Annotated in this window: 24 protein-coding genes; 10 read left to right on the forward strand and 14 right to left on the reverse strand. The window is 34.1% G+C overall.

Features of this window, described 5'->3' with window-relative positions:
* Window positions 1–10: 10 nt before the first annotated feature.
* From AAGU07_RS05780 to AAGU07_RS05830, 11 genes are all read right to left on the reverse strand, one after another.
* Window positions 11–703, reverse strand: a complete 693-nt coding sequence (locus AAGU07_RS05780) for an anaerobic ribonucleoside-triphosphate reductase activating protein (protein WP_342458193.1) — start codon at window positions 701–703, stop codon at window positions 11–13.
* A 27-nt stretch (window positions 704–730) separates the two neighbouring features.
* Window positions 731–1,831: a histidinol-phosphate transaminase gene (gene hisC, locus AAGU07_RS05785; protein ID WP_342458194.1), complete on the reverse strand. Its 1,101-nt coding sequence runs from the start codon at window positions 1,829–1,831 to the stop codon at window positions 731–733.
* Window positions 1,832–1,901: 70 nt separating this feature from the next.
* Window positions 1,902–2,375 (reverse strand): gamma carbonic anhydrase family protein, encoded by a 474-nt coding sequence (locus tag AAGU07_RS05790; RefSeq protein WP_069584435.1) that lies wholly within the window; start codon window positions 2,373–2,375, stop codon window positions 1,902–1,904.
* A gap of 170 nt (window positions 2,376–2,545) precedes the next feature.
* The gene (glmU, locus tag AAGU07_RS05795; protein WP_342458195.1) at window positions 2,546–3,820 is read right to left on the reverse strand and encodes a bifunctional sugar-1-phosphate nucleotidylyltransferase/acetyltransferase; all 1,275 of its coding nucleotides are present in this window, start codon (window positions 3,818–3,820) and stop codon (window positions 2,546–2,548) included.
* The gene (glmM, locus tag AAGU07_RS05800; RefSeq protein WP_342458196.1) at window positions 3,817–5,172 is read right to left on the reverse strand and encodes a phosphoglucosamine mutase; all 1,356 of its coding nucleotides are present in this window, start codon (window positions 5,170–5,172) and stop codon (window positions 3,817–3,819) included. The genes glmU and glmM overlap by 4 nt, the downstream gene beginning before the upstream one ends.
* 22 nt (window positions 5,173–5,194) lie before the next feature.
* Window positions 5,195–6,430, reverse strand: a complete 1,236-nt coding sequence (locus AAGU07_RS05805; RefSeq protein WP_342458197.1) for a 2,3-bisphosphoglycerate-independent phosphoglycerate mutase — start codon at window positions 6,428–6,430, stop codon at window positions 5,195–5,197.
* 39 nt (window positions 6,431–6,469) lie between these two features.
* Window positions 6,470–7,138, reverse strand: a complete 669-nt coding sequence (locus AAGU07_RS05810; protein WP_048080277.1) for a TIGR00297 family protein — start codon at window positions 7,136–7,138, stop codon at window positions 6,470–6,472.
* 32 nt (window positions 7,139–7,170) lie between these two features.
* Window positions 7,171–7,758, reverse strand: a complete 588-nt coding sequence (locus AAGU07_RS05815) for a 30S ribosomal protein S3ae (protein WP_048080278.1) — start codon at window positions 7,756–7,758, stop codon at window positions 7,171–7,173.
* A gap of 493 nt (window positions 7,759–8,251) precedes the next feature.
* Complete coding sequence (locus AAGU07_RS05820; RefSeq protein ID WP_342458198.1) at window positions 8,252–8,581, reverse strand: NifB/NifX family molybdenum-iron cluster-binding protein; 330 nt, start codon at window positions 8,579–8,581, stop codon at window positions 8,252–8,254.
* A 40-nt stretch (window positions 8,582–8,621) separates the two neighbouring features.
* Window positions 8,622–9,566 carry a patatin-like phospholipase family protein gene (locus AAGU07_RS05825; protein WP_342458199.1) on the reverse strand — a complete coding sequence of 315 codons (945 nt, stop codon included), beginning with the start codon at window positions 9,564–9,566 and terminating at the stop codon, window positions 8,622–8,624.
* A 147-nt stretch (window positions 9,567–9,713) separates the two neighbouring features.
* The gene (locus AAGU07_RS05830; protein WP_342458200.1) at window positions 9,714–10,283 is read right to left on the reverse strand and encodes a flavodoxin family protein; all 570 of its coding nucleotides are present in this window, start codon (window positions 10,281–10,283) and stop codon (window positions 9,714–9,716) included.
* A gap of 339 nt (window positions 10,284–10,622) precedes the next feature.
* Between AAGU07_RS05830 and AAGU07_RS05835 the strand changes: the two genes are divergently transcribed.
* The 10 genes from AAGU07_RS05835 to uppS all read left to right on the forward strand — a co-directional run bounded on the left by AAGU07_RS05835 (window position 10,623) and on the right by uppS (window position 17,764).
* Window positions 10,623–12,059 (forward strand): MFS transporter, encoded by a 1,437-nt coding sequence (locus tag AAGU07_RS05835; protein WP_342458201.1) that lies wholly within the window; start codon window positions 10,623–10,625, stop codon window positions 12,057–12,059.
* 83 nt (window positions 12,060–12,142) lie between these two features.
* The gene (locus tag AAGU07_RS05840) at window positions 12,143–12,601 is read left to right on the forward strand and encodes a MarR family winged helix-turn-helix transcriptional regulator (RefSeq protein WP_342458202.1); all 459 of its coding nucleotides are present in this window, start codon (window positions 12,143–12,145) and stop codon (window positions 12,599–12,601) included.
* A 64-nt stretch (window positions 12,602–12,665) separates the two neighbouring features.
* Window positions 12,666–14,051, forward strand: a complete 1,386-nt coding sequence (locus AAGU07_RS05845; RefSeq protein WP_342458203.1) for an MFS transporter — start codon at window positions 12,666–12,668, stop codon at window positions 14,049–14,051.
* Window positions 14,052–14,323: 272 nt separating this feature from the next.
* Entirely contained in the window at window positions 14,324–14,761 is a 438-nt protein-coding gene (locus tag AAGU07_RS05850) for a hypothetical protein (protein ID WP_342458204.1), read from the forward strand.
* A 28-nt stretch (window positions 14,762–14,789) separates the two neighbouring features.
* On the forward strand, window positions 14,790–15,233 hold the full coding sequence (locus tag AAGU07_RS05855; protein WP_342458205.1) for a DUF2178 domain-containing protein: 444 nt from the start codon (window positions 14,790–14,792) through the stop codon (window positions 15,231–15,233).
* Window positions 15,234–15,256: 23 nt separating this feature from the next.
* Window positions 15,257–15,634 (forward strand): DUF2178 domain-containing protein, encoded by a 378-nt coding sequence (locus AAGU07_RS05860; RefSeq protein ID WP_342458206.1) that lies wholly within the window; start codon window positions 15,257–15,259, stop codon window positions 15,632–15,634.
* A gap of 5 nt (window positions 15,635–15,639) precedes the next feature.
* Window positions 15,640–15,837 carry a helix-turn-helix transcriptional regulator gene (locus tag AAGU07_RS05865; protein ID WP_342458207.1) on the forward strand — a complete coding sequence of 66 codons (198 nt, stop codon included), beginning with the start codon at window positions 15,640–15,642 and terminating at the stop codon, window positions 15,835–15,837.
* Window positions 15,838–15,878: 41 nt separating this feature from the next.
* Window positions 15,879–16,217, forward strand: coding sequence for a hypothetical protein (locus AAGU07_RS05870; protein WP_342458208.1), 339 nt, complete (start codon window positions 15,879–15,881; stop codon window positions 16,215–16,217).
* Window positions 16,218–16,289: 72 nt separating this feature from the next.
* Window positions 16,290–16,970, forward strand: coding sequence for a CPBP family intramembrane glutamic endopeptidase (locus tag AAGU07_RS05875; protein WP_342458209.1), 681 nt, complete (start codon window positions 16,290–16,292; stop codon window positions 16,968–16,970).
* A gap of 26 nt (window positions 16,971–16,996) precedes the next feature.
* Entirely contained in the window at window positions 16,997–17,764 is a 768-nt protein-coding gene (gene uppS / locus AAGU07_RS05880; protein WP_069584449.1) for a polyprenyl diphosphate synthase, read from the forward strand.
* Between the two features lie 233 nt (window positions 17,765–17,997).
* Here uppS and AAGU07_RS05885 read toward each other — a convergent pair whose 3' ends face one another.
* From AAGU07_RS05885 to AAGU07_RS05895, 3 genes are all read right to left on the reverse strand, one after another.
* The gene (locus tag AAGU07_RS05885) at window positions 17,998–18,705 is read right to left on the reverse strand and encodes a DUF116 domain-containing protein (RefSeq protein ID WP_342458210.1); all 708 of its coding nucleotides are present in this window, start codon (window positions 18,703–18,705) and stop codon (window positions 17,998–18,000) included.
* Between the two features lie 92 nt (window positions 18,706–18,797).
* The gene (locus tag AAGU07_RS05890) at window positions 18,798–19,274 is read right to left on the reverse strand and encodes a hypothetical protein (protein ID WP_342458211.1); all 477 of its coding nucleotides are present in this window, start codon (window positions 19,272–19,274) and stop codon (window positions 18,798–18,800) included.
* On the reverse strand, window positions 19,241–19,396 hold the full coding sequence (locus AAGU07_RS05895) for a hypothetical protein (protein WP_169740425.1): 156 nt from the start codon (window positions 19,394–19,396) through the stop codon (window positions 19,241–19,243). The genes AAGU07_RS05890 and AAGU07_RS05895 overlap by 34 nt, the downstream gene beginning before the upstream one ends.
* Window positions 19,397–19,558 lie beyond the last annotated feature (162 nt).

A 19,558-nucleotide genomic window follows, 5' to 3' on the forward strand; every position in this document is an offset into this window, starting at 1 on the left:
TAATAATTAATTAATTTATAAATTCATTTCCAAATTCTGCTGTTTTTATTCTCACTCTTTTTAAGAATGGTTTTACAGTCTCACCAATTTCTTTAAGTTCATCCCTTGAAGGAACATGAGTACCATGTAGTTTTTCATCTAATACTCTTTTATCTCTGAATTGTTGAATTGTATATATATCCGTTGTTATACTTTTTGCAATTTCAATTACATCTTGAGGATCCATTAAGAAGGGTACGTAAGTTGTCCTGCACTCAAGATATATTCCGCTGCAAATTTCCATACTTTCTTTAACTTTATCCCCTATATCTGATCCTATAATCTCTTCGTACTTATCAAAAGGAGCCTTAATATCTAAAGCTACATAATCCAACAGATCTATAAGTTCAGAAAGTTTATCAGGAAAACATCCATTTGTATCCAGTTTAGTTTCTAATCCCTGGTTTTTACAGTATTTCAAGATTTTTTTCACATCATCATACTGTATAAGAGCTTCCCCTCCAGTTATTACAACGCTGTCTATAAAATCAATGGAACTTTCAATTTTTTCAATGATTTCATCAAGTTCTACTGATTTTCCATTGTCTATGAGTTCAGGATTATGGCAATATGGACACTTTAAGATACAACCTCCTGAAAAAATAACAAGGGAAATTTTTCCAGGAAATTCCAGAGAGGATACGATCATATCTCCTATCATCATTTAAATTCCGACCTCAAATATCATTGATTACCCAATTAAATCTTCAAGTATTTTAATAAACCGGGCATCTTCTTCCATTGTTCCGACACTTACCCTTACCCAGTACTCATCCAATCCTTTAAATGAAGCACAGTCTCTTACAATGACTCCCCTTTTTAAGAGCTCTTCTGCAAACTCACTAGAGGTCATTCCAGTTTTTTCAACACCTACAAGCAAATAATTTGATTTTGAAGGGTAAACCTCAAGTTTATCAAATTTAGACATGTTTTCATATAAGAATTCTCTGCTTTGAATTCCAATTTCTATTGATTTTTGTATATATTCTTTATCATCCAGTACTGCTGATGCTGACTCATAGGAAAGCTTTGTAAGGCTGAATACTGGTTTTACCCTGTGCATGTATTCTATAAATTCAGGATTTGAGATTGCATAACCTATTCTCATTCCAGAAAGTCCAAAGACCTTAGAGAATGTCCTGAGCAAGAGTAAGTTATCATAATCTTTTACCATGTCAACATTGTTAACTTCTGAAAACTCAAAATATGCTTCATCTGCAACCACAAGGGCATCTGTACTTTCAAGTACTCTTTTAATATCTTCTTTATCTATTAATGTTCCTGAAGGGTTATTTGGAGTGCATAAAAAGATTATTTTTGTTTTTTCAGATAAAGCGGCTATTATTGAATCCACATCAAGTTCGTTTTTTTCCATATCCCATTTGGCATATACTGGAACTCCACCGTGGATTTTTAAAGTAAACTCGTAGTACATATATGACGGTAAAGGGACTATAAATTCATCGCCGGGTTCTATTAATGTTTTCCCGAGTACATCCAGAATTTCATCTGCCCCATCTCCACCTATTATTATATTAGAACTGTCGACTCCAGAGTATAAAGCTAATTTCTCCTTTAAGGGTTCTAAATTTGTTTCAGGATACTGGCTTATTAAATGGAGACTATTTTTTATTGCTTCTATAGCTTTTTTAGACGGGCCAAGTGGATTCTCGTTTGATCCGAGTTTTATGATTGTTTCAGGATCGATATTATATTTTTGTGCTATTTCGGGGATTGATTTTCCCGGAACATAAGGGTCAAGTTTTTTTACAGTTTCTTTTACTTTAACCATAGTGATCACCAGTTACTGTATTTGTGTGTATTTTAAACATCATGCGATTCAATGACCGCTTTATAATCAATTATTCATTTTTTGCCAGTTGCGCGTACCTTACAGCATGATCCTTAATGCCTTCTATTTCTTCATCTGTAAGCTTTCGGACCGCTCTTGCAGGAGCACCGATAATTAAACTTCCTTCTTCAAATTCTTTTCCTTCTGTAACTAATGCTCCTGCCCCAACAATACAGTTTTTCATGATTTTTGCACCATTTAAAACAGTGGCATTCATTCCAATCAGGCAGTTATCTTCAATTTTACACCCGTGTAAAACTGCAGCATGCCCTACAGTCACATAATCTCCTAATTCAACCGGATAATTCTTTGATGAATGTACGACGCAATTGTCCTGAACATTAGAATATTTCCCAATAGTTATAGCTTCTATATCTCCTCTTAAAACAGCATTGTACCATATTGAAGATTCTGCATCGATTTTAACATTTCCAATTATTTTTGAACCTTCAAATGTCTTAACACTTTTATTTACAGTGCTCATTTGGTTCACCTACTTAAAAGTTAGTTAATTCACGGCAATTCCATTTTAAACCATGTTTAAACATGCAAAAACCACAGGTTTTTACGGTTAAATAATTGAAAGATTATTTAAACACAGTTAAATCCAATTTTGATAAATCTACTTATATTATTCCATGACAAATGATAAATCTAATTATCATATTTTATAATCTTATATTCCTGTTTTACTAAAACAAGTGTATTTGAAGGTATATCTTCATAAATTATAGTACCAGAACCTACTGCTGAATTTATGCCTACTTTAACTCCGGGATTGAAACTGGAATTTATACCTGTTTTAACGTTGTCTCCAAACACTGCACCAAGTTTTCTCACACCGCAGTCAAATTTTTCGCCTTTAATTTTCATCTTGATATTTTTATTATCAAAACGCAGGTTTGCAATGTTTGTACCTGCAGCAACATTACAGTTAGCTCCAATTACTGAATCACCAACATATGAAAGATGATTAACGTTAGTACCATCCATTATAATTGAATTTTTAATTTCAACTGCATTTCCAACATTTACATTGTTTCCAAGATAGGAATATTTTCTCAAATAGGAATTAGGCCCAATATCACAGCCTTCTCCAATAAAAACAGGCCCTAAAATGTAAGTTCCAGACCTAATGATACTGTTTTTTCCCAGAACTACTTTGCCGTGGATTGTGACTCCTTCTTCAATTTCACCCCGGATATCTTCTTCCATTTCACTTATGAAATGTTCATTGACATTTAGAAGTTCCCATGGTCTTCCAACATCAATCCATTTATTATTAGATTTAAGCCCTCGTACTATCTTATTTTCGCTCATCTGAATTTTAAGGGAATCTGTTATCTCATATTCTCCTCTTTCAGACTTTTCTGTCCTGTCTATTGCATCAAAAATTGTTTTATCAAAAAGGTATATCCCTGCATTTATAAGGTTACTTGGAGCCTCTCCAGGAGCTGGTTTTTCAATAATATTTTTAATTATGTCGTTTTCTATTTCTACAACTCCAAATGAAGATGGATCTTCAACTTCAGTAAGCATGAGAATTGATGAAGCTTCCTCTGACTCATATTTTGCTATTAAATCCACAATAAGCTCGGGATCAACTATTATATCCCCATTCAGAACTATAAACTCATCATTAATCATATCGCAGGCAGAATTTATGGCATGTGCGGTTCCGAGTCTTTTTTCCTGAGTGATGTAATCAATGTTAACTCCAAATGAAGAACCATCTTCAAAATAATCTTCAATTGCCTCTTTTTTATAGCCTACAACCATTATTATATCTTTAATACCAGCATCTCTCAGCGCTTCTAAATTATACTGGAGTATTGGTTTTCCCCCAACCTGCAGCATTGTTTTTGGTCTTGTTAATGTTAACGGGCGCATCCTTGTGCCTTCACCTGCTGTAAGCAATACTCCCTTCATAGTATTCCCTCTATAAATTCTCTGGATTTATTTCTAATTGATTGAGCTATTTCTACAGTTCTACCCTCTAAAGTAATCCTTATGTAAGATTCGGTACCAGAAGGCCTTATTAGAACCCAGCTTCCATCTTTCATGGAAATTCTAACTCCATCTATGAAATTGACATCATTTACATCTTCAAAATAATCTGGAAGTTCCTCTTTGACTTTTTCCATTATCAGTGTCTTTTGAATGTTTTCACATTCTATTTTATCCCTCACTGTTGGATAACTGGGTATTTCATTTAAAAGTTTAGAAAGAGGACCATATTTTTCCACAATTTCTATAACCTTAAGTGCAGAAAGTATTCCATCAGGACACATGCAGAAATCTGGATGGAGCCATGTACCAGAAGGTTCACCACCAAATGAAGCATTGCATTCCACTATTGCCTCTGCAACATGAACATCTCCCACTTTAGTACGTACTACTTCACCGCCGGATTCTTTCATACATTTATCCACACAGAATGACGCGTCAACAGTTGTAACTATTTTTCCACCAATTTTACTTGATACAAGGGCTAAAAGCTTATCAAAATCCGCCATCTTTCCCTCATCATCAATTGCAACCATCCTATCTGCATCACCGTCGTGTGCAATTCCAAGATCCGCTCCGGTAGCTTTAACAACTTTCATAAGTTCAGAAAGATTTGCCTCTGAGGGTTCTGGCATTCTACCCGGGAAAAATCCATCAGGTTGGCTGTTTAAAGTTAAAACTTCACAACCTGCCTTTCTAAGAACAATTGGAGATACAAAAGAACCTGCCCCATTTGCACAATCGACAACGACTTTAAGGCCTCCTTTAATATCTACATTGTTCAGTAAATCATCCATGTACCCTGAGATAATGCTGCTGTTATCTTTAATATCCCCTATATATTCCCATGAAACTTTAGAGAAAGTCTTTTCATGGACTATTTTTTCTATTGTTCTTTCCTGATCCTGGGTGTAAGCCATACCTTTTGGATTCCATAGTTTTATTCCGTTGTACTGGGAAGGATTATGAGATGCAGTTATCATGATTCCGATATCTGCATTGAGTTTCATTGCTGCATATCCGACCAACGGCGTTGGAACCATTCCAAGCCGAATTACATCGCAGCCGCATTGTAATATCCCTGCGATGATTGCATTTTCAACCATCTTATTTGAAGTCCGTGTATCATACCCTATAACAGCTTTACGCCCTTTTCCACCAACATATGTTGCTGCTGCCATTCCAACATCTGTTATTAAATTTAAAGTGATTTCACTGCCTATTTTACCTCTGATACCTGATGTACCAAATAGTCTTGGAATCATATCTGTCATATAATACACCATTTTTACTTAATTAGGCTCCAAATTTTTCAGACTTGTTCATGAAATCCATCAATATATTCATGATATCTGAGCCTCTTATTCTGCATAATCCGCCATATGCTGCTGCCCTTTCATTAAAACTGTTAACATTATCCACTTTAACTTCAGGTCCCTTTATGATAATAGGAACGGGATCTCCTGTGTGATCCATTACAGAAATTGGAGTTGAATGATCTGCTGTTAAAATGAAATAAATATCGTCTATTTTCATTATTTCCTCAATTACGGCGTCTATTTTTTCGATGAATTTCACCTTTTCTTCCATCTGCCCGTCGTGACCTGCTTCATCTGCGCCGTCTATATTAATTAATATAAATTCATAATCATCATTCTTTGCTACTTCAACAATACTTGCAGTCATATTTTCAAGGTTGGTATCAATTCCACCGGTAGCCCCTTCAACATCGATTAAATCCATACCGGTTATTTTTCCAATTCCTTTAATAAGCCCTGTTTCTGCTATGCATGCGGCTTTTACTCCATATTTTTCTCCAAATGGAACAATATGAGGAACTGCACCTACTCCTCGAGGTAAAACCACATTTGCAGGGTTTTCTCCGTCATTTATTCTTTTAAGATTCACAGGGTGATCTTTTAAAAGATCATATGAAGTTTTAACGAATTTATTTAATATTGCTGCTGTTTTTGCTGCTTCAGGAGAATCATCTAAAGGAACAACTTCTTTAGGAGGTTTTCCTTCATGTTTTGGATCGGCATCGGATACTTTATCAGATAATCCTGCTCCCCTAAGTACAAGTACAGCTCGGTGTCCTGTAGATTCTTTAAATATTATTTCTATATCTTCAAATCCTTCTAATTTTAAAGAATTTATAGATCCCGCAATTTCTTCTGTACCTTCTCTTATTCTCCCGGCTCTCCTATCTACAATAATACCATTTTCATCTTGGGTTGAAAAGTTACATCTAAAGGCTATATCTCCAGCTATAACATCTAGCCCTATTCCTGCTGCTTCAAATGGCCCCCTGCCAGTGTAAACTTCATAAGGGTCATACCCCAATATTGAAATGTGAGATGTATCACTCCCTGCCCTTATGCCCGGGCGTATCGGATCCATGATACCATTTATGCCTATTTCGGCTAATTTATCCATATTTGGAGTGTTTGCAGCTTCAAGTGGAGTTTTATATCCAAGATCTTTTATAGGACGATCTCCCATCCCGTCTATTATCATTATAATTCCTTTCACACTATCACCCAACTATGTAAACATTGTGCGTTATACCTATTAAACTATAAGAATTCCTAAAATTGCCCCTGATACAGTAGCTAAAAGATTAACATGTTCATTTGTAAGATAGTTCCTTGATTCAAGTACGGCTCCCAGAATACTGTCTACAAAACATCCGAAAGTACCAGATATAACTGCTATTTTAAGTGCGGTGAAAGGATCTGCAGATATTCCTAAAAGATATGCAATAATACCTATAATTCCTGCACCTATAATTCCTGCCGCAGTTCCCAGCGGAGAGATTCCCCCATCTGTTCCAGGCGGGACTTTTTTAAAAGTAGTTATAAGCCTAGGATGCTTATCTACAACTCCTATTTCACTTGCAAGTGTATCTGAAGTTGCAACTGCAATGGAACCTATAAAACCAGCATAATTTCCAAATGCCGCCATAACAAAAGGAACTATTCCATTAGAAATTACATTTTTTACGCTTCTTGTCCCTTCGTAAATACCCATTTCCTTCTTGTATTCATGTTTATATTTGGTAAATATCAAGCCAAGAATCAGAAAAGCAAAAATTAAAAGAAGCCAGTTAACTCCAGCAGTAAAAATAATAATTATACCCATGATAATCATGAAAATGGATCCTAAAAGATCGAGGGCTCCTTTAAGGTATATTAAAAGCCCTACGATTACGAGTAAGATCACATATTCTAAATATATCATTTATCTCCCAGATATTTTAGTAACTAAATTGATTATGCTGGTTCTTCAGCTACTTGAGTTTTAATTATTTCAACTCGTTTTAAAGGATATATTTTCTTTGTTTCGTGGTATATACTGGATGCCATTTTTCCAGTTATTACCCCTTCCACAAATTCTGGGAAAGTTTTTCCATCCACTGCCTGTTGAATAAGGTTGCCCATAGTTTCCCTTATAAATTTCTGCTGGGATGCTTTTGCCCTTTTTACGGTTATTGCAATGATATGCACATTAACTTTGTAACCGTCTTTTGTAGTTACTTCTGAAAGGGTATCTATTCTACTTGTTCCCCTTCTTATCATGCTTCTAACATAATCTGTTGTTACATGGTGTCCAACAAACTTGGTGTTTGCTGTGTCTCCAGCCACGTTGTTAATCTGGAAGTAAAGTTTAACGTACTGCTTGCTGAAATCACCAGTTAATTCTCTCATTGATGATTCAACTCTTCTTTTTAAGAGTATATCAGGATCTCGTGCAGGTGTGGTTCCTATTTCTGCCTCTCCAAAATCTTTAGGAGTCATAATTTTATACCATTGTTTTTCCTTCCACGTATCACGCACTCTTCGCCTTCTAGCTTTAGCCATATTATCACCTTTATAAATTTATTTAGAAAATACTGTCCCTAATAGACTTATAGAATAATTCCTTTGATTTATTAATAGATTATAAAAAAGGATTTCAATAAACTATTGGTAATAGATTAAATTAAAAATTCACTTAATATACAATCTCATTCCTAGTTTATAAATATATGGAAAATACGTAACGATTAAAACAGAGTTTTTATAGTAATTTTCCATTATTTTTAATTTTAAATTTATTTTTAAAAATCCGCCCAGGTTATACATTACTATTTAGCAGGGCTGCTATTTATACTTTAAAAATCTATGATTTTTAAGGTTCGAAAATCGAAGATTTTCTCAACTTTAAAAAATCTGTCAAAAATCACAGATTTTTGCATGCCACGAAAATTTTCAATTTTCACTGGCTTCGATTTTTTAAACGTTTGGGAATGTGGTAACATTCGAAAACCAAGTGGGTAAAAATTTTCTAATTTTTTGAAATATAAAAAATATTTTAAAATAGAGGTTTTTTCATGAAGTTATAATGCTTAACAAATCTTTCAAGAACATCTTCTATGCTCCCTTCATCTTCTACAAGTTGAATTCCTGCATTTTTAATGCCAAATTTACCTTTCAAACCAGCTTGAACACATATAACAATTTCACAATCAATTATTGCATCTAATGATTTTTGCCACTGGTGTTTTTCACCCTTTGTTTTAGGAGATTCTCTTTTTTCTATGAAATTCATGTTTTTTTCATCAAATTCATAAACCATGAATCTCTGCGCTTTACCAAAATGATCCACATCATTACCATTAGATGTTGCTACAGCTATTTTCATAAATGATCACTTTTAATATATTTTAAAGTACCACTTTAAATTATTTATTAGATAGGTCTGCAAAATAATCCCGTACAGCTTTTCTTCCACTCTCAATTAATTCATCCATTTTCACAGGCGACATGTTAAAATCCAGCGCCCCTACACCAACAGCGTCAATAAAAACAGTTCGGTCTATATTTTCCTGTTTGCTAAAAATAGTGTCATAATGAATGTTTCTCATCATGCTGATCATGGCAGGAATATATTCCCATGCCCATTTAATTTTAGTAAATGGATGATTCATTACCCCTTCTTTTGTAGCAATGATAAAACCTAACGGATTAGAAACACTATCTAAAGGATAATTATCAGTTGTTCCACCATCTACAGCACAGGTACCATCCTTATATAAATCAACTGGTTTAAAAACTATGGGAATACTCATACTGGCATGAACCGCATCTAATACTGGGATATCAGGTGAATTATTGTAATTATGAATCATGGTCTGTTTCCGGGAGATATCACAGCAAACTACATTTAATTCTATGGCTGTTCCTGTATATAAATCGTTGAAAGTGATATTTTCAGAGAAATCTTTACCAGTTATAAGATCTGATAAAAAATTTCGGGCCACCGCCCCATCGCAAAATGCACCCGTGCTCAGTAAACGCCCCAAAAGACCTGCAAATTCTAATTTATGTGATTCATGGTTTTTTAATACTTCATTCATGTTTATACCTTTGCCACAATCAAGAAATTTTGAAAAATCTGTTTCTTTGATGATCTCAATTATTTCATCTGTTTCATATCGCAGCGCAAATACCAGAGCAATTATGGCACCTGCAGATGCCCCTGCAACTGTTTTAGCATGATTCAACACTCCAATTTTTTCAAGTTCGTCGAAAACACCAGCATAAGCCATTCCGATAGCACCGCCGCCGCTAAAAACAAGAGAATCAATTTCATGGACACTTTTCTTATCTTTATATTTTAAATTCATAAATATAAACTCCATTACAGTTAAAAATACAGTTCTAGCTTCAGATATGTTTGCTATTAACATAACCTTTTAAAGATTAAGATATATCTCAAACTAGTAAAGCAGATCATAACAGTTGAAAAAAATTAAATAGTAGATTTAAAATAATTATTCGCTTATTTTTTTAATTAAATTAGCCACATTAGATCCAAATCGTCTAATAGTCTGCATTCCCTCATTATCATCCTGCACATCTCCAGGAGCATGACCAAAAACCATATTCCAGTATGTTGAACCCGGAACAATCATATCATTGATAAAGAAAAACATCAACATTTCCTGTATTGTTGCAGTATGTCCTCCTCTTCTTGCAACAGCTATTGGGCCCCCTACTTTCCAGGATAAAAAATTATCAGTGGCCATTGAAACCATTCCGATCCTTTGGAGTGCAGACATTACATCCCCACGTGCAGTTCCGAAATAAACTGGTGCTCCTACAATAAAACCTTCTGATTCTCTAATTTTCACCATAATGTCATTTAGTCCATCATTAATCGCACATTCGTTTAATTCTTTGCATCTTCCGCATGCAATGCATGATTTGATACTTTTTCCTACAAATGAAATTATTTCAACATCTAAACCCTCATCTTCTATTGCACTTGCACATTCTTCAAGTACTTGATATGTATTTCCACTTGGTCTTGGACTAGCACATAGTAAAAGAACTTTTTTCATTAAATTGTTCCTCCTAATACATCTATTCACTCTTTGTGGATTTGGTCAATGGAGCTAATAAAGTTAAAGGTAACCCATCAGTAACCAATTCATTCTTTACTTGTTATTAGCCACTGCCCCAATCGTTCCGATAATTCAAGATCATTGTATTATTTAATCTTTGATTTTTATATAAGAAAATTTTATCTCCCCAAATTTTATATGCAACGCTACATAATATCGTAACACGATATATTTTAATGAATGAATATCCTATTAAAATCCCCATTAACAGATTAAGCTCATTAAATAGCCCGTTATGGATTAAAATACAATTATATCAAAGAGGTACTAAAATAAATGTTAAATACGGCAAATCAAAGTAAAACAGCTGAATCATCCTTTAAAAATCGTTCAAAGATATTGATAATAGTTTTAACAGCATCTTTTATGGCAGTTTTAGATTTCAATGTGGTGAGTATTGCCCTGCCAACAATAACCACCCTTTTTAATGTTCCTGTGGGACTTTCTCAGTGGATACTTACAAGTTACCAGGTTACAATGACTGTAACTGCACTTATCTTTGGTAAACTGGCTGATTACATTGGAAAATCCAGGCTGTTCATAATTGGATTTTTAATATTCACCGTAAGTTCCCTTGCATGCGGGCTTTCAACTTTCCTTGCAGAGCTGGTACTGTTCAGGATACTGCAGGCAATTGGAGCTTCCATGGTTTTAAGCATAAACCTTGCTATCTTAATGCAAATTTTCCCAGAAAATGAGAAAGGAAAAGTTATGGGCTATTTCACAGCTATAATAGGCCTAGGAATGTTAATAGGACCTACAGTTGGAGGTTTTATAGTTGATGTATTTGGATGGCCATACATCTTCTTTATAAATATACCCATAGGCATAGCCCTGATTATACCCGCCGTTAAATACTTAAAAATAGAAGAACATTTGACTAAAGAAAATGAAAAGGACTATCTTGGTGCGTTATTATTTATAATTGCTGTCGGGACATTTTTCATGGTTTTAAATGATCTTGCAAGCAAACCCGTTAATTTATCCATGTTTATCCTTTATTCTGCAGTATGTGCAGTTTCACTGGCAGCATTTATTGGGAGAGAATTAACAGCGAAAAAACCCATGCTGGAAATTGCGCTATTTAAAATACAAAGGTTCACACTGTCAGCTGTTAGTCTGGTCCTTTATTTTACAGCGACTTTCATTCTAGTGCTTATACAGCCATTTTATTTTGAAGGCGTGATGGGATTCAACCCGTCAACAGTTGGAATACTTGCTGCAGTAATGCCTCTAGCCATGATGGTTAGCTCTCCAATTAGCGGAAGAATATATGACAATTTGAAACTCCACAGCCATTCATGGATTGTTAAAAATTACCCCCTGGTCGGGATTACTGTAATGGGCCTTACTTATTTGATATGCGGCTATGCATTCTGGAACGTGAATCTGATACTGATAATCGCCATGTTTCTCATTGCCGGTGTTTGCCGTTCTATATTCCAGGGCCCCAACAACATAGATATCATGAATTCTCTTCCCCCTGAAAAAGGCAATATTGCATCAGGCATGATAAACACGACCACAAACTTTGGTCTGGCCTTTGGTACTGCAATGGGTGCAGTTTTACTAGCATCATTTGTATCATTTACTGGATACTCCGGCAATGTCCTGTATGTCGGAGCAAGCACTCTTGCAGGAGTTTGTGGAGTTATATTATATATCAGCGGAATATTGTGTCTTGTAGGGGGTTTACTCTCTTACAGGAAATAAACATGACCATGAGAGCTTTAAATATATAATTACGCATATTCACGAATTAAAAATTATAATAACACGGCATGGATGAGATAAAATTGAAAAAAGAAAATATAATAAAAATATGGAATTATTGGGAACATATAAATAAATTAATAAGGTTAAAACATCGTGAAACTGCCCAAAAATATGGTTTAACATTTGAACAGTTTCATCTGTTAATAGAACTAGATCATCATCAAGAATTAACAGTTACTGCTGACGTTCTACCTCCCACTGTGGGAGAAATTGCTGCAGGTATCGGCAATGCACCCCATACATTATCAGAAAGGATAAAAAGGCTCGAAAAAAAAGACCTTGTTAAAAAGATAAGAGATGAAAAAGATTTAAGGATAAATCGAGTTGTTTTTACTGATAAAGGCCAAAAATTAATCAATGATATAAAAAATGAAGCAGGAAACATCTTCATTTACAATGCACTTGAGGAAATGGATGATGAATCATTGAATAACCTTTTAAGCGGTTTAAAGCAGTTAAATAAAAATTTATCACAATAATCTATTAAAACTACATTTAAGAAGAAATTTAATCAAAAGGGAATATTTAATACGAGGATAAATTATGAATACAGAGAAATCTTGCAAGCAAACAAATAATATTGACAATAGAATACCTGCCCTGCTGGTGGCTACATTAGCTTCCTTTTTTACACCATTTATGGCATCTGCAATTAATATCGCTCTTCCATCAATTGGTTTAGAATTTAACGCAGATGCTATCCTGTTAAGCTGGATTCCAACAGCATATCTACTAGCATCTGCCGTTTTTGCAGTACCTTTCGGAAGGATAGCCGATATACATGGAATGAAAAAAATATTTACCTATGGTATAATCATTTTCACAGTAGCGACCTTTCTGTGCGGTGCAGCCCCCTCTGTAACCTCACTTATCGCTTTCAGGATTCTCCAGGGAATAGGCTCTGCAATGATATTTGTTACCGGTTTAGCAATTATAACATCAGTATATCCTCCAAATGAAAGAGGAAAAGCCATAGGCATAAATATTGCAAGTGTTTACATTGGTCTTTCTATGGGTCCTGTTTTAGGAGGAATACTGACACAGTATCTTGGATGGAGAAGTATTTTCTATGTAATTATACCACTTGGATTACTGGTAATTGCCATTACAGCATTGAAGGTAAAAGGAGAATGGGCTGAATGTAGGGGAGAAAAATTCGACACTGCCGGTTCGATTATTTATGGTATAGCACTGATAATGTTGATGTACGGATTTTCAATACTTCCTGAAGAGCTAGGTATAATCCTACTAATTCTAGGAATTATAGGAATTTTAGCCTTTGTAATATTTGAGTTAAAGGTTAAAAACCCTGTTTTTGAAGTAAGACTCTTCAAAAATATAACCTTCGGGTTTTCCAGTTTAGCAGCTTTAATAAACTACAGCTCTACCTTTGCAGTGGTTTTCCTGTTGAGTCTTTATTTACAGTACATAAAGGGCCTCGATCCCCAGTTTGCAGGGATAGTTCTTGTGGCTCAGCCGGCAGTCATGGCAATTACAGCACCAGTTGCAGGAAGATTATCAGATAGATTTTCACCAGGTTTAATAGCTTCAATAGGGATGGCAATTACAGCAATTAGCCTCTTCTGTTTCATATTCTTAAGCAACAACACAAGCCTTGAATTTATCATAATGGTTTTACTGGTCCTTGGATTTGGACTTGGATTATTTTCATCCCCCAACACCAACGCAATCATGGGATCTGTTAAGAAAAGGTTTTACGGCATTGCATCAGCCACAGTAGGTACAATGCGTCTAATTGGACAGATGCTCAGTATGGGTGTAGCCATGGTAATATTTTCAATATTCATTGGAAATGTTCAGATAGTACCCGGTAATTACCCTGCACTCTTAACAAGTATACAAATTGTGTTTACAATCTTCACAATCCTATGTTTTGTAGGCATATTCGCTTCACTGGCCAGGAAATAATCTTTGGCCATGCATTAAATTTTAAAATCATGGATTTATAATTGTTTTTCAATTTCCATTCCCCATATTTTTATTTTAATTTGATTATAATCCCTTAAAGCGTTTTTACTGTCTTACTATTTTTATTTTAGGTAAAATACTGATATTTTAATGATATATACTAATTTTAGCCATTAAAACATCCAATTTATTAAACTGATAGTCAACAACCATTGACATTTAGTAAAGTTTATATAACATTATGTAAAGTACTATTTACATGAGGAGATTTAATGAGGGGCATTTTTAAAATAAGTAGAAAAAGATTATTTGTAATTTATATAATTCTGGATACCCTATTTGTTGGAATGGGAATGGGCGTACCATTTTTCTGCATATTATTCGGATTTCCCGTGGGATGGTACTTTGCAAAAAGTTTAGAACTTCAAAAATTACAAATCAATGATATTTTAAGCAGAATTTTAAAATATACAATTCTTACATCCTCCGTTACGTTAGCATGGATGTTAATCATATGGGGACCTATGATTACAATGCTACAGAATCCATCTGCAAATTTTGCAGATTTTGGAATTCCATTAATCTTTTATGACCCTAAATTAAGCTTCATTGGATGGATAATCCTCATGATATTCATATCTCCATTCTTACAGCTGCTTACAACAGTTTTTGCCTCACATGTAGCTTTATGGAGATTATCTAAAAAATAAAGGAGTAAAAATGAGTAAAGGTGAAATCATGAATTCAAAGTCAGGAATAATCATGAAAATACTTTCAATTTTTGAATCCGGCTTATTTATAAAAATATTATCAGTTTTTATAACTGGGCTGTGGATTGCAGGGCTGTTGATGGCAAATATCTACATCATCATACTGGCAGTTCTACTTTTAATTGCACTGAGCGCCGTTTTATACATTCACAGAGATAATCTGAAAGAGATATTCCAGAAAGATAGCAAAGTCATTGTTGAAGACGAAAGAACACAATTGATTAACGAAAAAGCAGCCACAATGACTTTAGGAATTCTCATGGCAGTTATGATATATGCAGGCATTGTAATCGTTGCCCTCAGGAACAGCTATCCTCAATTTTTACAGGCAGGATATACTCTTTTTTTAGCATCAATTTTATGTTTTATACTTTACTTTACATCAAGAGCATATTACACCCACAAATACTAAAATATTCATATAAAGGTGATATAATGGAAAATTACAAGATTGTAAGAATAATAATTACCATATTCGTTGCTATGATCGCAGGAATATCTGTTGAACTGGGAGAAATTATCCCCGCCGTACTGGCCATCGTAATTGGCGCCATGGTATCATATATCTACAAAAAAAATACCAATGAAACTTTAGAAGATGAAAGGATAGTTAAAATAAGTGAAAAAGCCTCAAAAATGGCAATGGCACTCTTTTCCATTGCAATAGCCATTATAGGGTTGTTCTTTATTACCATGAGAAATCAGTACCCTGACTTTATCCAAGCAGGTTATACCCTTGCATATTCCGCTGTTGCACTTTTAGGTTTATATTATGTATTTTATGGATATTACAATAAAAAATACGGTTACTGATTCTTATGAAAAATAATCTTAAAGTATACCGGGCCATGAAGAACCTGACTCAGGAAGAACTTGCCAAAGAATTAGGCGTCACCAGACAGACCATAATTGCCATAGAAAAAGACAAATATGATCCATCCCTAATACTGGCATTTAAAATGGCTAATTTCTTTAAATCATCAATTGAAGACATTTTTATTTATAACGAAGAATAATCAACAGTTAAAAACATCAGTCAAATCATAGGAGCAATGATATGGTTAATATAAATGTCCAATGGAAACATTATTTTAAAACTAAATTATATGTTGTTTCATTTATTTTTGCCCTGGTTGGATGTTTCATATTATCCATTTATTTATTTGGCCAGTTTTTTGAAAAAGAACTCTTTGCTTTAGAAGGGACTGTACAATCTCCTTTCTTTACATGGGGAATTAGAATTTTTATAATTACAATGGTTATTCTATTGATTAAAGGAAAGGAAAGAATTCAAAAATTCTTCGTAATTAAAAGTGTTAGATGGGCCGTGTACGCCTTATATTTAACAGGCGTTTTAGGCTGGTTAGCATGGTTTTTAAGCCTATTTTTTAATTAAATTAGTATAAATGCAGTCAAAGTAACAAATTATCGAATATAAGTCGAATATCACCATTACAGGAGAATTTTTATGGAAACTTTAAAAAAATCACATGAATACAAACCATTTATAAAACTTTTAGGTAAAATAATAATCATACTAATCATCATACAACTTCTAAGGGCTTTTGTAATGGACAGCCTGTGGTATGTAATTAAACCCGGAGGAAATATAGTATTGTTCCAGATTTTAAATGGGATTTCATTCCTTATTGTCGGAATATTCCTTTTAGTATTGTTTAAGCCCTCATTAAAAACTTTAAGTTTGAATTTAGATGATGTTAGAAAAAGAACAAAAATAATTTACTTTGCAGGGCTGATAGCACTTCCAGTTTTCATAATTTTACCTGTTTTTCTGGGAGCTGAGCTTGACATTATCGTGCTGAGTTTCATATTCGGACTTATTGTACCTGCATTTGAAGAGCTTTTGTTTAGGGGATACCTGTGGAATAATATGCAGAATTCTCTTAAAGGAAAACATTCTGGATTAATTACATGGATTACCATTACTATCCTGTTTGGATTATGGCACCTTGGATATATAGATGTATTTCTGATTCATCCCAAAGAATTTGCATTGGTACCATTATTAATAAGTAAAATAGAAATTGGGCTAATATTAGGGGCCATTGTGGGTATTATACGCCTTAAGACCAACAAAGTATATGGATCTTTCTTATTCCATGGATTCTGGAATATTCTTGCACCATAATAGATGAAAATTGGAGGTTTAAATTAATGAAACAGTTGAAGTTTATTTATGATATTTATGAGTGGTACATATCCCGAAATCTCAAACCAGAAAACTTGCCCAAACATATAGCAATAATAATGGATGGTAACCGGAGATACACGAAAATAATGGGCAACATGGAAGTTATTGATGGGCATAAAAAGGGAGTGAGTACCCTTGAAAAAGTTATGGACTGGTCCATTGAACTGGGAATAGAAATTATCACTGTTTATGCATTTTCCACGGAAAACTTCAAAAGACCTCCCAAAGAAGTGGAGGGTTTAATGAAACTCTTCCAGAAAAATTTTGAAGACGTTGCAAAAAACCCTAAGATCCATAAAAATGAAGTCCGAATTAAAGCAGTGGGTAATCTAAATTTACTCCCAGAATATGTCAGGGAAGCCATTAGAACTGCAGAGGAATCCACAGCCCACTACCACAAAAAACATGTGAACTTTGCAATCGGTTATGACGGGCGTATGGAAATTATCGACGCTATAAAAAAGATTTCAAAGGAAGTAAAAGAGAATAAATTAGATATAAATGAAATAAACGAAGATATAGTAAATAGAAATTTGTATACTGCAGGTTTAGATGATCCCAACCTTATTATAAGGACAAGTGGGGAAGAAAGGCTCAGTGGGTTCCTATTGTGGCAGTCTTCTTATTCAGAGTTATATTTCTGCGATAGTTTATGGCCAGAGCTTAGAAAAGTTGATTTTTTAAGAGCTCTCAGGTCTTATCAAGAAAGAGAAAGGCGCTTTGGAATTTAAATGTCATTCAAATAAATAAAATTAAAGTTGAGAAAAAACCACCGGTTTTTTCGAACATTCGAAAATTTTTATAAAAATTTTCGATGTTTGAGGAACTTAGTTCCTCAACCGCAAAAAACGAAGTTTTTTGCATGCCCCGAACACTGTCAAAATTTTCAATTTTGACGCAACAAAAATCTTCGATTTTTGTTTGTTTCATGTTCGAGGGCCTTAAAACTTTACTACGTAAAGTTTTAAAGTATTTTACGTTTAGGTCTTTCAGTAGCGCACGGAACACTTTTATTTGGTATAACTATGTTTTGAGGGAGTTCAATATCCATTTTATCAAGAACTGCCCTTATATCAACTTTAGTACAGACACATCCATCCTTTAAAAGAGGCACACCCTGACACGGGAACTGAGATAAATTCATCATTGCCAAATTCAAGTCCTGATGACATGCGACACCTAAAACCCCTTTAAACTTATGTTGTTGAGCAATTTTCTTTAAAAAAGTGGATCCTGGTATTATAAACACATTGTATCCTTGATCTTCTGCTTTATTTTTTAAAACACCTATTACACATCGATTACAGTCAGTGCAGTGAAGACCAGTTGCGTCCAGTTTTGCCTCACATTTTGGATTTCTCAAGCAGTGCGGGAGTATCAAAATCTTGTCTTTATTTTCTATTTGTTTAAATGCCTTTTCATTAACCTTGTTTCTTACTTCAACACCTATTTGATCGACAATTTTCTCATCCAGGCCAACATTTCCAGCAAACTTTTTAAATAATCCATAAAACACATCTATAGTAAACAAGAGTAACTTAGGAAAAATAAGCCTTTCCTGTTTTATAAGAATCCTTCCAAGGATAAGCGCTATTGATAGCAGACTTAAAATAAAAATACCTGCAATAAACACTATCTGTCCAAAAATGGTGTAAAATTCGTAAAATGACATATTGATCTAAATCTAAGTATTTTATGTTATATTAAACTAATGGTTATTAAAATTAGCTAAAAAAGAGTTATTTAGATTGATTGTTCTTCTATTCAAAATTTTTCAACTTTGAATTTTTTAACAGTTCCTTCAACTTCAACACCATCTTTCGATGCTGTTATTTGTGTATCTGAAAGATCATCACATGCACATAATATATCCTGTTCTGGATGAGTACCCGGAACTATATTACAACTCAAATTAATGCGATCTCCTGCTGCTACAACCATCGGAAGCCTTCTAGAAGTTGGATGATTTTCTGGAAGAACAGTAATGGGAAAATTCATTTCTCTAAGTAAATAAAGCATACTCCTTATTCCTTTTTCTGCTTTTTCACTATTTTCAAATGCAGAAACTGCAATTATATCCTCTGGTTCAAGAAAAGCAACTATCTCTTCTTTATCAGGTGTGCCTATAAATATCTGCTTTTTTTCTCCAGCCTTTAATATGCCCAGTTCTCCAGATTCTCCTATTAAAAATAAAATTTCGTCTCCAGTTATTCTAATGCTTCTACGTTGTCTGACTGGCATGATGGACATACTACTCTTTTTCCAATTCCTTTAAACTCGTTTCCGCAATCCAGGCATCTATATCTTTTTGTTTTAAGCTTTTTCAGTTTAATATCTGCCATTGGTCCTCCGACTGTACACATATTATCACCAATTCTGCTTATGTAATCGGTGTTATTTATTATTTATGATAAATCAATTCCGTCCTATTTTCCTTAAATTTATAGATAACCGCCGGTTATTGGTTAAAATAATATTATTGATAATGTATTTATGGATCAAATTAGTATGTATTAATACTAACC

The organism is Methanobacterium sp., from assembly GCF_038562635.1.
In the GTDB taxonomy this organism is placed as follows: domain Archaea; phylum Methanobacteriota; class Methanobacteria; order Methanobacteriales; family Methanobacteriaceae; genus Methanobacterium_D.